This window comes from Nocardia sp. NPDC059236, assembly GCF_042754085.1.
Classification (GTDB): domain Bacteria; phylum Actinomycetota; class Actinomycetes; order Mycobacteriales; family Mycobacteriaceae; genus Nocardia.
Map to the genome: position 1 here is coordinate 410,276 of NZ_JBHZAF010000008.1, position 11,474 is coordinate 421,749.

Consider the following 11,474-nt stretch of genomic DNA (forward strand, 5'->3'; position numbering starts at 1 on the left):
CACGCCCCTTTCACGGTGCTGCGGCCGGTTCTCATCCTTGCCGTCCCGGCCGAGATTCGCAGGGCTTCAGTTGTTCGGTGAGCTCGCTACCGGCTGCGGCATCATGGCCCGCCACAGCGGGGTCGGGTCACCGTGGGTGGCACGGCGGAATTCCTCCCAGTACCAGTCCTGGCCGAGCAGTTGCTTGAGGCGGGGGATGGCCTCGCCGTCAGGGCCACTGTAGTAGCGGACCTTGCGGGTGTTGCCGTCGGTGACCATGCGGAAGATCACGTCGGCGGTGAGGGCCGGGTCGGAGCGGACCAGGTTCAGCGATCCGAAACGCGTCATGGAGTCCAGATATTCGGCCGGGACGTCGGTGGCGCGGTCGACCTTGTCGAAGATGCGGGTGTCCATGCTGCCGGGCAGCAGCGCCTTGACGACGACCCCGAATTCGGCGAGTTCGGTGTGCAGGCCCTCGCTGAGCGAGACGACAGCGGCCTTGGACGCCTCGTACACGGAGGTGTACGGATACCCCTGGTCGGCGCTGATCGAGCCGACATTGACGATCACGCCGGAACCCTGCGTGCGCAGGATCGGGATGAACGCCTTGTTGAGCGCGATGAGCCCGAACACATTGGTCTGGAACTGCCGGTGCGCCTGGTCCATGGTCGTGGCCTCCAGCGGTCCGGCCTGGTAATAGCCGGCGTTGTTGACCAGGGCGTCGATGCGGCCGAACTGCGCGAGCGCGAGTTCGCCGAAGGCCAGATCGGCGTCCTCGTCGTCCACATCGAGCAGCAGGGTCGCGACATTGTCGATTCCCTTGTGTACGTCCAGATCTGATTCCTTGCGGACCGTCGCCACGACATTCCATCCGGCCGCGGCGAACCGCTCGACGCTGAGACGTCCGAAGCCGCTCGAGGTGCCGGTGATCACGATGGTGGGCTGGGACATTGCCACTCCTCACTGGTGGGTGCTGGTGGGACGAAGGGACCTCCGAACCACTGGAGTTAGTACAACACTGTTTTGTTAATAGCGCAACAGTGTTGCGCTATTCTGGCTGTCATGAGTCCGACCCCACCCCTGCGTGCCCGCAGTGCCGAGGCCAAACAGCAACGTGAACAGGCGATTCTCGATGCCGCGCGGACGCTCGCCGGTGAGCGCAGCGTGCGTGAGGTCACGCTCACCGATATCGCCGCTGCCGTCGGCATGCACAAGTCCGCCATGCTGCGCTATTTCGAGACGAGGGAGCAGATCTTCCTGGCGCTCACCGCGGAGGGCTGGCGGGATTGGTCGGCCGAGGTGGGAACCCGGCTGGGCGAGTCGGCCGATCGCGATCCCGGGGCGATCGCGTTCGCGCTGGCGAGTTCGCTCGTCGCGCGCCCGCTGTTCTGTGACCTGCTCGCGCAGGCCCCGATGAACCTGGAACGCAATGTCTCCCTCGAGGCCGCCTACGCGTTCAAAACCGAGGTGCTCGCCGAAGTCGCTGCTCTGACAACCACTTTGCGTCAACTGCTGCCGATCGCCGAAATTGCGGCGACCGATGTCGTCTCCACGGCGACGAGCATGGCCGGGGCGCTGTGGCAGATGGCCGCGCCCGGTACCGGCCTGCGCGCGCTCTACGAGTCCCGCCCCGAACTGGCCCACGCCGTGGTCGACGTCGAACCGAAACTCACCCGCATCCTCACTGCTCTGCTGATCGGGCTCGAAACTGCAGCCTGACCTATGGTCCTTCCGAGATTGGCACGGCCGCAGCGGAATTGAACATGTGAGGTGCCGGGCCCGGATCATCGTCGTCTGCTCATGTCCCGTGGATCGGCTCGGGGGGTCTGGCGAGCTCGGTCTGACGCCACTGGCCCGGCGGTTGCCCATGATGGCGGCGGAACGCGGCGGCGAAAGCGTTGGGTGAGGTGTAGCCGGTGCGGTCAGCGATCTGGGCGAGGGTCAGCTCGCCGGTACGGAGATGGTCACGAGCAAGGGTCATTCGCCATTCGGTGAGGTACTGCAGGGGCGGTTGGCCGAGGGCGCGTTCGAAGTGCCGAGCGAAAGCAGGACGTGAAAGCCGGCTCAGAGCTGCCAGTTCGGGCACCGTCCATGGATGACCGGGGTCGGAGTGGATGGCGTGCAGCGCTGGGCCCAGCCGGGAATCGTTGGCGGCCCGATACCACGCGGGCGCTGTCGGGTCCTGTTCGAAGCAGGCGCGCATCGCCAGAACCAGCAGCACGTCGAGAAGCCGGTCGAGGACGGTTTGCTGTCCGGGGGCCGGTCCGCTCAGCTCGCGCGACAGCATCGCGATGACATCGTGCAGGGGATCACCGGCGGCGGTGCGCAGGAGCAGGATCGGGGGCAGGGTCCGGATCAGGCCGTGGCCGACGTCGCCGGCGAATCGATATGCGCCACACAGGAATACCGTCGTATTCGGGAGGTCGGCGTGCTGGTCGTCGGTGTGGAGTTCGCGGAAGCGTTCCGGTGAGATGCAGGCTGCTCGCGCTTCGTGTGCGATGTGGTGGTCGGGGCCGCCGCGGACCAGTGCCAGGTCGCCGGGAGTCAGTTCGATCGCGTCCGTGTGATCGTCGAGCCACAGCCATGCCCGGCCCTGTACGACGGTGTGCGCGGTCAGCTGGATGGTGCCGGGCAGCCGCAGCCCCCACGGCGGCTGCGCGACCGAGCGGGCGAAGACCCCACCCGACGCGCGGGCACACGCCAAATGGTCTTGCAGAACATCCACTCGATGAGAGTATCTCATCGTAATTGGAGCGTTTCGCGCATTGATAAGCTCAACCTACGCCGCCACGATGATCGTATGAAGAATCCGACTGCTATCACCCTTGTGCTCGGTGCCACCGGTAAGACCGGTTCGCGCGTGGCGAGCAAGCTGCGCGCGGCTGGGATCGGGGTGCGCACCGCGGCCCGAACCGGCGCCGACGTCCGCTTCGATTGGGACGACGGCCGCACCTACGCACCGGCACTCGCGGGTGCCGAACGGGTCTATCTCATCGGTCCGGTCGGGCGTATCGACTTCGCCGGGCAGGTCTCGGCGTTCCTGGACCAGGCCGAGGCCGCCGGCGTCGGTCACATCACCTATCTCAGCGCCTACGGGGTCGACGCCGCGCCACCGGAAATGGCCACGCGCAGTGTGGAACTCGACCTGATCGGTCGTACGGGCCTCGGCCACACGATCCTGCGCCCGGCGTGGTTCATGCAGAACTTCAGCGAAACCTTCCTGGCTCCGGTCGACGGTGTCATCGCGGTCCCCACCGGCAATGGCGCGGAGGCGTTCATCGACGCGGACGACATCGCCGCGGTCGCGAGCGCGACCCTCGCCGATCCGGCCGCGCACGCGGGCGCGCAGTACACGCTCACCGGTCCCGAAGCGATCACCGTCGCGGACGCGGCCGCCATCATCAGCCGCGTCTCGGGTGCCACCGTGACTCATCTCGACATCGACCGCGATGAATGGATCGGCGCCGCCCTTGCGGGTGGAATTCCGGACGAGTATGCGTCGGTCCTGCGCATGCTGACCGAAACCATCGCATCCGGACATGGCTCACGGCCCACCGGTGATGTGGAGAAGGTAACCGGTTCGGCGCCAACGGACTTCACCGATTTCGCTCACCGCACGGCAGCAGCCTGGAGTAAGGAGACAGCCCGATGACCCGGATCGGCAATCTCGAGGATTTCCGTGCCCTGGACCCCTTCTTCCGAATCATCGAGCAAGGCGTCAACGGCCTCGTGGACGGCGATCATTTCTTCGACATGCTCGCCGAGGACGTCGTCATCGAATACGTGATCACGGTTCCCGGCTATCCGCGCCGGGTGATCGGCCGGCAAGCCATCGCCGAGCTGTATCGCCCCTACGGCGAGACCTTCGTCCTCGACCGCTGCCACGACCTGGCCGTCCACCACGACAAGGACACCGGCGTGGTCGTTCTCGAATACGCATCCCAAGGCCGTACCGTCGCCACCGGTGCCGCCTACGCCAACCGCTATATCTCGGTGCTGACCATCGCCGATCGCAAGATCGTGCACTGGCGCGACTACCTCGACCCGCTCGCGGTCTTCGACGCGATCGGATGGCCCGCCGCCACCTGAGGTCTCCCCGGCAATGATCTTCCCGCACAGGGAAACTCGAGCAGCCGCTCTCTCGAACGCCTGCTGAAACTCTTCCCACTGTGAGAGGCCGGCTACGCCCCCTGACAGGATTTCGCGGCGGTACGGATCACGTCGATCACCAGGCCGGGCTGGGACAGCATGGGGACATGGCTGCTGTCCACCTCGTAGGTGCTGGCGTTCATGCGTTTCGCGCAGAAGCGCTCCAGCTCGGGGTGCACGGTGCGGTCGTTTCTGGCGACGATGTACCAGCTCGGCGTCGACTTCCATGCGGTGCCCGCTACCTGCTGGTCGAAGAGGTCCGCGGTGGGGACGCCCTGGGTCGCCAGCACGAGTTGCTGCTCCTGTTCGGAGAGATCGCCCGCGAAGTACTCGATACCGTCCGGTCGCAACCAGATTCGACCCTCGGCGATCTCGATGTGCGCGAACAGATCCGTCGTGGGGAACTTGGCCTGCAGACTTTGCGACGTCTCGTCCTCGTCCGGGGCGAGCGCGGCGATGTAGACGAGTCCCGCGACACGGTCATCGGTCCCTGCGGCCGTGATGACGGTGCCGCCGTAAGAGTGACCGACGAGGATGGCCGGGCTGCTGACCCGGCCCAGCGCCCGCTTGACCGCGGCGACGTCACCTTCCAAGGTGTCGAGGCTGTTCTGCGTGGACACCACCTGGTGTCCCTCCGCCTGCAAGGTGGGAATCACCTTGCTGAAGCAGGACCCGTCGGCCCACAAGCCGTGAGCGAAGACAATGCTCGGTGTGGTCGGCGTCGACATGATGCGCACCCTTCCTCGGCACGAATCAGCCGGATCCGCACCGCACTAGGTTGGTTCTCCGTCTTCGAACCGTGATGGCCGGATCGGCCCCCACAGCCCTCATCGTCCTCCACGACCCGCACTTGGACCGAGCTTTCGCGAGGTTCTGTCGAACCCACCCGTGCACACACGCCATTCGAACCCGCCGGGGTCGGCCGCAGCCGGGCGCGCGCCACGCGGCAGTGGGTGCGAGGTCGGGTACGCCGAAGGCGGGTCTTGGTTGAGCCGGTTGAGGTTATGGCCGGGACTTCAGCCCGAGAGCGGGGACGAGTCGGCGGCGCAGGTAGCCGCGCAGGCGCTCGGAGTCGCTGGTGGCGGGGGTGTCGAATTGCAGGATCGAGATGAGGAATCTGATTGTTGTTTCGGCGATTTCGTCGAGGTCCAGTTCCAGGTCGGGCTCGTACTGGCGGATGGGTTCGAGATAGTGCCGGGCCAGCTGCAGGGACTCCGGTGTCATCAGTGTGGCGAGCCATTCGGCGTCGGCGGAGTCTGCCGAGGACAGGGCGGTCCGCTGGGTTTCACGCAGTAGCCGCGCGCCCGCCACGGTGGCCTCCACCACGAAATCCGCTGCCGTGGGCGCATGACTCGCCTCGTCGACGATGTGCTGGAACAACCCGGCCGAGACATGTGTCGCGGCGAGTTCGATCAATTCTTCGCGGCCGCTGAAGTGTGCGTAGACGGTCGGTCGTGAGACCCGCGCCTCGGCGGCGACCACGCTGATCGACGTGCGCGCGCGACCCAACCGGATCAGGCATCGGGCCGCGGCCTCGACGAGCCGTTGCCGCGCACCCGCGCCGTCCATGGGTGGATCCCCACCCCAGGCCAACTTCGGAGCTGTCACAGTGGGTCATCCTAGGTGCTTTACAGATTTATCTAGAAGTGTATAGCTTGTAACACATGGCTGAGTCGCTCTCGTCCGTGGATCTCACCGATCTGGACAACTTCGCCGTTGGCTTCCCGCACGGCCTGTTCGCCCTGCACCGCACCGAATCTCCGGTGTACTGGCACGAGCCCACCGCGCACACCCCCGATGGTGAAGGGTTCTGGTCGGTGGCGACCTACGCCGAGACCAAGGAGGTCCTGACCAGTCCCGCGACCTACTCCTCCGAGACCGGCGGCGACCGGCCCTACGGCGGCACCGTGCTGCAGGACCTGCCGATGGCGGGCGTGGTGTTGAACATGATGGACGATCCGCGGCACTCCAGGATTCGGCGTCTGGTGTCGAAAGGCTTGACGCCCAGGACGGTTCGCAACCTGGAAGAGGATCTGCGGGCGCGTACCGGGCGCCTGCTGGACACCGTCGTCAGTGGCGGCGACCACGACTTTCTCACCGAGATCGCGGCCGAGCTTCCGATGCAGGCGATCTGCTTCCTGCTCGGCATCCCCGAGGCGGATCGTCACCGCCTGTTCGGGCTCATCGAGCATGTCTTCGACATTCCCGACGGCCAGGACTACCTGACCACGAGCCCGGAGCGGACGGCGGCGATGGGGGAGCTCTACGAGTACGGCTTGGCGCAGATCGCCCAGCACCGGGCAGATCCGGGTGCGGACATGCTGTCGCTGGTCGTCCACGCGGAGATGCCGGACGAGGACCCGTCGCGCCTGTCCGACCAGGAATTGCGGTCGTTCTTCAATCTGCTGTTCTCCGGCGGCTCGGACACCACCCGCAACGCCATTGCCGCCGGACTTCTCACGCTGATCGAAAACCCTTCGCAGCTGGCGGAATTGCGTGACAACCCGGAACTGCTGCCGGTCGCCATCGAGGAGATCGTCCGCTGGACCGCGCCGTCTCCGTCCAAGCGCCGCACGGTCACCCGCCCTGTCGAACTGGCCGGGCACCGGCTGGAACCGGGCCAGAAAGTATTGGTCTGGGAGGCCTCGGCCAACCGTGACGAGCTCCGATTCGACCACGCCGACCGCTTCGACATCCATCGAGACCCCAACCCGCACTTGGGATTCGGTCAGGGCATCCATTTCTGCCTCGGCGCGCATCTGGCCCGGTTGGAGATGCGGGTCGTATTCGAGGAGCTGTTCGCCCGCTTCGACGGCTTCGAACTCGCCGGACCGGTCGAGTGGACACGCAGCAGCCGCCACACCGGACTGCGTCACCTGCCGCTGCGCATGACCGCACGCTGACCGAATCCATTGCTGCCCTGCGGCACTCGTCAACCAGACCTTGGCGTAGAAGAAAGTTGTTTCCATGGGCAAAGCTCGACAACTCGCCGACCGCTATGTGGACAGGGTCAACGCCGGTGACCTCGATGGCATCGTCGCGCTGTTCGCCGACAACGCCGAACTGCTCAATCCGTTCGGGCATTTCGCCGGTTCCGAGCAGATTCGCGGCTTCTACGAGAAGACCATCCTCGCGGTCACTCCCAGGGTCACCGCCGCCGGGTGGATCGAGCAGGACAACCGAATCGCCTTCGAACTCCAAGCGCGAGTCGACGGCTACGACGCGGTCCAATACGCCATGGACCATCTCACCGTCGCGGCCGACGGCGACCACATCGCACGCATGGCCCTCTACTACCGCCAAGTTTCGCAGTGACCCCGAACGTTCCGAAACAGATTGCACAAGTGGAGATTCCGCGTCTGATCGATGCGCCGCGGGACTCAGGGGGAGCTGGGGCGCGTGTCGGTCCAGTCGACCATGAGGTTGCGTTCGGTGAACTGCCAGACGCCGTCCTGCTTGATCATGGTGTCGAGGTAGCGGATCCAGGCCGTCATGATGGCGCGGGACCCGTCCTCGTTCTCGGTCAGGTGCTGGGCCATGCAGTAGGTGACGCCCGTCGCGCGTTCACCGGATAGGTCGACCGTGGTCTGTCCGTTGAAATGCATTGTGGCCGCATAGGCGTTGAGGGCGTCGAATACGGGTGCCAGGGACTCACGGCCGTTCAGTTCTTGTGACGGTTCAGGGTTGCGTGCATACATGAAGACGACGAAATGCGTGTCCTCGGTGAACAAGGCCATCTGTCCCTTGGCATCACGCCGGTCGGCACACTGCGCGTAGGCGTCGATGAGTTCACGGAGAGCGAGCCGGTCGGCTGCTTCGGTCTCGGTCATGTGCGTGTGCGTTGCCATGTCGAGAGCTCCTTCGGCTCGTTTCGCACCCGCTCGGCCCACTCCATCAACCTGATCAAAACCTAGCCCAGGGCCGAGACCGACAATCGGCAGTGGCTCGCGCGGCCGGGGACCATCCGCTTGTAAAACGGAATCGGGTTGCCGGGCTGTCAGATTGCTCGTGTGCGTGCTGCGATGCCCTGGTTCTGGAAGATCTGGTCGTAGTAGTGGATGACCAGGGGGCGGGTGAGCATGGCCTCGAAGGTGGCGGTGAAGCCGTGTTCGGTGCGCCAGGCGAGGTAGTCGGTGTAGTTGTGCCGCTCGGTCCATTGGGTCAGGCCTGCGACATGGTCGGCATCGTCCTGATCGCGCAGGATGCGGATTTCTTCGCACCCTTCGTGTTCGAGGCTTTCTCCCAGAATGTCCAGCAGCAGTTGCGCGACGTCGTCGCCGCGGCCGGGCTGGGCGAAGAATTCGGCGGTGACCAGTGTGCTCATGGAGTGCTCCTGCAAGGTGTCGGCTGCCGATGTGGGCGCGGTTCAGTAGGGGGCCGGCTGGTTGTGCACGATGATCAGGGAAGTGATCTTGCCGTCGGCGGTGGTGAAGTAGCTGGTGAGTATCAGTTCGTCGGGCAGATTCGTTTTGTCGTACTGCCCGTCGTAGCGTGCCCGCACGATGGTCAGGCCAGGATGGGGGACGACCGCTGTCACCTCCATGGTGACCTTGTCGGCGACCAGTTCGTGGCGCGCCCAGGCGCGGATCGACGCGGTGCCGGCGAATTCGCGGCGCACGTCGTTGACCAGGGCGTCCTCGGCGAAGGTGGCCATGATGGCATCCAGGTCGAAGGCGTTGACCGCAGCGATATGGGCAACGACGACCTCGGGCAGTGCGACGGTCGGGGCGGTGGCGTTCATGGGAGCTCCTTCGATGGTCTGGGGGTGGAACGGTGCTCACCGAATACGTTGGGCGCTACGGCATCGGGAGAGTCAACGGTGATCTTCTGCTGGACCCTCCGGTAGGGGGAGGGTTGATACTGGCAGTCATGCAGACAGGGCTGACGGTCGGCGAGTTCTCCCGGGTGTCGCATCTGAGCATCAAGACGCTGCGGCACTACCACGACGTGGGGTTGCTCGCGCCGGCCGAGGTCGCCCCGGACACGGGCTATCGGTACTACTCCCTCGACCAGGTGCCCACGGCGCAGGTGATTCGTCGCCTGCGCGACCTGGAGATGCCCTTGGCCGATGTGAAGGCGGTGCTGGCCACCCACGATGTGACCACTCGCAACGAACTGATCAGTGCGCACCTCGCACGGTTGGAAGACAGGCTCGCTCAGACCCAGAGCGCCGTGGAATCGCTACGCGAGCTGCTGGTCCGCCCCGAGCGCGGGCCCACGATCGAGTACCGGACGGTTCCGGAGCTGCCGGCGATCGGGATCCGCGAAGTCGTCGACCGGCACGACGTGCTGAGCTGGTGGCAGGGTGCCCTCGGCGAACTGCACGGCTTCGTCACCGCCCGGCGCCTGCGTCGCACCGGCCCGATCAGCGGGTTGTTCGCGAGCGAGCTGCTCGTGGACGAGCGCGGTGAGGCGATCGTGTTCATCCATACCGACCCGGACGTACGCCCGGTCGGCCGGGTCGGCCCGCTGGTCGTGCCCGGCGCGGAACTCGCGATCGCTGTCCACCATGGCCCCTTGGACACCATCGACCTCACCTACGGCGATCTGGGCACCTACGCGGCACGCCACGAGATCGGCGTCGACGGCCCGCTGCGCGAGTACTACCTGCACAGCCCCTTGGACGTGGCCAGCGCGCAGGACATGGTGACGGAGGTCGGCTGGCCCATCTTCCGCTCCAACCGCTAGCGGCAGACAGGCCAGTCGGGGCCGAGGCCGCGTAAGGCCCGATCCTGGTGTGGCAGTCAGCGTTCCGTCACACGGCCCGCGCCCAATGCCGCCGTAGGACGCCTGGCAGCGCATAGCTGTTGTCCGCCAGGAACTTCGAGGTGCTCGAGTCCGCAACGCCGCGTGCGCTGTCGACCAACGGCAACGCGATCAGCGTTATCGCGATGGCCACCACGGCATCACTCAAGAAGACCAGCCGCTCCAGCCCGCGCTCGCTGTGGTTCGGACCTGACGTGGCGTGTTTCCGATCGCTCGCTCCGCCGGCTGTAGAGCCGGATCCGAGAGGGCTGCCACATTTGTGCGATGCCCGGCGAAGCCACCCGATTCCAATCCACAACGCCAGCAGCAGAATGGATTCCAGCGCGTCCCGGAAACAGCCCCATTGGCGTCTGTGAACTCGACCTGAAACACCCCCGGCCACGGAATGTCGGTGAGCCATATGGCAGCGGTCGCGGGCAGTTCGCATACATGGTCTCTCCGCGTTGAGCTTTCGTGGAACGTGTGTGGCACTTGCTCGTTTCGCGGCGCGGAAGAAAGCGGCGACTCGATGAGAATCCGGCGCCGCCAATTCTCATTAGGAGTCGTCGGCATTGCGATCCCGCGCCGCCCTTGCCCGGGCCCAGGTCCACGGTCAGGAGCGCAGCGCTGGCTCGAACTGAGAAATTCGATGACAAGCAGCTAACGGCTGGCGCGGTTAGCGGGATATCGGCCGGGTGCATTCGGATGGCGGAGGGTGCTGCGCACCGTCTGGTACGGCCACGGATTTGCCAGGTGCACATGGAATTCGGCATTTCTTCCCGATCCGTCCGTGCCTGCCGCTTAAGCTATCTACGCCGTACGACAAATGCTCGATGCAGAGAAGCTTTGAGTCCAGGAGGTGCGGAATGCCGGAAGCCAGCCGTTGGTGCCGCTCACGTCCACTATTGATTGCGAGTTTTTTGCCGGTTGCCGTCATCCTCGGAACCGGAGTCGCCGCGGCATCCCCGGATGGCACCGCGCCGCCACCTGCCGCGCTACCCACGACAGCGGACTGGCTATCGCTGAGGCAATTCGCGCAGGGGCAGGATCCGTTCGCGCTGCCGACCGAACTCGCTCCGTTCGGCCAGTCGCCGGTCGGCGTCGCACCCGCGGTCGATATGAGCAGCGGCGATCCAGCCATCGGCCCGGCGAATCCGCTTGCCGCCGCGGGTTGGACCGGAATCGAGAATGCGGACGCGACGGACTCGATGCCGGCCATGGATCAGCAGCCGGTCCAGACGTTCTGCGCGTACCTGCCGGTAGATCCCCAGAGATGCTCCGTCGCCGTTGTCGACGCGGGCGTCGGTGCGGCAATCGGTGCAGGCCTCGGCGCGGGAGTGTCCGCGCCCGTCGCGGTAGGTGCGGGCCTGGTCGGGGCCGCCGCTGGATTCGTCGTCGGTATCCCGTTCCTGCCGACCGGTTTGGTTGTCGGCCCGCTCCTCGGCGCGGCTGTCGGCGTCGCCGTCGTTGCCGGACCGGCCGCCCTGCTCGGCGGGGCGCTCGGGGCGTCGGTCGGGGCGATACTGGGCCTCGCTTCGCCCCTCCCGCCGTCGGGCGGCCCGACCGATGGATCCGGCGCGCCCGTCACTTCGCCATAAAGG

General features: G+C 65.8%; 15 protein-coding genes. 7 read left to right on the forward strand and 8 right to left on the reverse strand.

All coding sequences use genetic code 11. The features are described from left to right. Positions 1 to 66: 66 nt before the first annotated feature. Entirely contained in the window at positions 67 to 930 is an 864-nt protein-coding gene (locus ACFXIV_RS23455; RefSeq protein ID WP_379395770.1) for an SDR family oxidoreductase, read from the reverse strand. A 111-nt stretch (positions 931 to 1,041) separates the two neighbouring features. Between ACFXIV_RS23455 and ACFXIV_RS23460 the strand changes: the two genes are divergently transcribed. Next, positions 1,042 to 1,698: a TetR family transcriptional regulator gene (locus ACFXIV_RS23460; RefSeq protein WP_379395768.1), complete on the forward strand. Its 657-nt coding sequence runs from the start codon at positions 1,042 to 1,044 to the stop codon at positions 1,696 to 1,698. A gap of 79 nt (positions 1,699 to 1,777) precedes the next feature. On the opposite strand, the gene ACFXIV_RS23465 is transcribed toward ACFXIV_RS23460, so the two are convergent. After that, positions 1,778 to 2,704: a cupin domain-containing protein gene (locus ACFXIV_RS23465; protein ID WP_379395766.1), complete on the reverse strand. Its 927-nt coding sequence runs from the start codon at positions 2,702 to 2,704 to the stop codon at positions 1,778 to 1,780. A 75-nt stretch (positions 2,705 to 2,779) separates the two neighbouring features. Between ACFXIV_RS23465 and ACFXIV_RS23470 the strand changes: the two genes are divergently transcribed. Both ACFXIV_RS23470 and ACFXIV_RS23475 read left to right on the forward strand, forming a co-directional pair. After that, positions 2,780 to 3,631: an NAD(P)H-binding protein gene (locus ACFXIV_RS23470; protein WP_379395764.1), complete on the forward strand. Its 852-nt coding sequence runs from the start codon at positions 2,780 to 2,782 to the stop codon at positions 3,629 to 3,631. Further along, positions 3,628 to 4,068, forward strand: coding sequence for a nuclear transport factor 2 family protein (locus ACFXIV_RS23475; protein WP_379395762.1), 441 nt, complete (start codon positions 3,628 to 3,630; stop codon positions 4,066 to 4,068). The genes ACFXIV_RS23470 and ACFXIV_RS23475 overlap by 4 nt, the downstream gene beginning before the upstream one ends. A gap of 92 nt (positions 4,069 to 4,160) precedes the next feature. On the opposite strand, the gene ACFXIV_RS23480 is transcribed toward ACFXIV_RS23475, so the two are convergent. Both ACFXIV_RS23480 and ACFXIV_RS23485 read right to left on the reverse strand, forming a co-directional pair. Next, entirely contained in the window at positions 4,161 to 4,856 is a 696-nt protein-coding gene (locus ACFXIV_RS23480; protein WP_379395760.1) for an alpha/beta fold hydrolase, read from the reverse strand. Between the two features lie 274 nt (positions 4,857 to 5,130). Next, positions 5,131 to 5,736 carry a TetR/AcrR family transcriptional regulator gene (locus tag ACFXIV_RS23485; RefSeq protein ID WP_379395758.1) on the reverse strand — a complete coding sequence of 202 codons (606 nt, stop codon included), beginning with the start codon at positions 5,734 to 5,736 and terminating at the stop codon, positions 5,131 to 5,133. Between the two features lie 56 nt (positions 5,737 to 5,792). Between ACFXIV_RS23485 and ACFXIV_RS23490 the strand changes: the two genes are divergently transcribed. After that, a complete protein-coding gene (locus ACFXIV_RS23490) occupies positions 5,793 to 7,031 on the forward strand; it encodes a cytochrome P450 (protein WP_379395756.1) in 1,239 nt (412 codons plus the stop codon). Positions 7,032 to 7,095: 64 nt separating this feature from the next. Then, a complete protein-coding gene (locus tag ACFXIV_RS23495) occupies positions 7,096 to 7,443 on the forward strand; it encodes a nuclear transport factor 2 family protein (protein WP_379395754.1) in 348 nt (115 codons plus the stop codon). Positions 7,444 to 7,508: 65 nt separating this feature from the next. On the opposite strand, the gene ACFXIV_RS23500 is transcribed toward ACFXIV_RS23495, so the two are convergent. The 3 genes from ACFXIV_RS23500 to ACFXIV_RS23510 all read right to left on the reverse strand — a co-directional run bounded on the left by ACFXIV_RS23500 (position 7,509) and on the right by ACFXIV_RS23510 (position 8,869). Next, on the reverse strand, positions 7,509 to 7,976 hold the full coding sequence (locus ACFXIV_RS23500; RefSeq protein ID WP_379395752.1) for a nuclear transport factor 2 family protein: 468 nt from the start codon (positions 7,974 to 7,976) through the stop codon (positions 7,509 to 7,511). 149 nt (positions 7,977 to 8,125) lie between these two features. After that, positions 8,126 to 8,452, reverse strand: coding sequence for a putative quinol monooxygenase (locus ACFXIV_RS23505; RefSeq protein WP_379395750.1), 327 nt, complete (start codon positions 8,450 to 8,452; stop codon positions 8,126 to 8,128). A gap of 42 nt (positions 8,453 to 8,494) precedes the next feature. Continuing rightward, positions 8,495 to 8,869: a nuclear transport factor 2 family protein gene (locus ACFXIV_RS23510; RefSeq protein WP_379395748.1), complete on the reverse strand. Its 375-nt coding sequence runs from the start codon at positions 8,867 to 8,869 to the stop codon at positions 8,495 to 8,497. Positions 8,870 to 8,997: 128 nt separating this feature from the next. Between ACFXIV_RS23510 and ACFXIV_RS23515 the strand changes: the two genes are divergently transcribed. Continuing rightward, a complete protein-coding gene (locus ACFXIV_RS23515) occupies positions 8,998 to 9,816 on the forward strand; it encodes a MerR family transcriptional regulator (protein WP_379395746.1) in 819 nt (272 codons plus the stop codon). A 67-nt stretch (positions 9,817 to 9,883) separates the two neighbouring features. On the opposite strand, the gene ACFXIV_RS23520 is transcribed toward ACFXIV_RS23515, so the two are convergent. Further along, positions 9,884 to 10,042, reverse strand: coding sequence for a hypothetical protein (locus ACFXIV_RS23520; RefSeq protein WP_379395744.1), 159 nt, complete (start codon positions 10,040 to 10,042; stop codon positions 9,884 to 9,886). Positions 10,043 to 10,739: 697 nt separating this feature from the next. On the opposite strand from ACFXIV_RS23520, the gene ACFXIV_RS23525 reads away from it, so the two are divergent. Beyond that, positions 10,740 to 11,471, forward strand: a complete 732-nt coding sequence (locus tag ACFXIV_RS23525) for a hypothetical protein (RefSeq protein ID WP_379421325.1) — start codon at positions 10,740 to 10,742, stop codon at positions 11,469 to 11,471. The last annotated feature ends 3 nt before the right edge of the window (positions 11,472 to 11,474 follow it).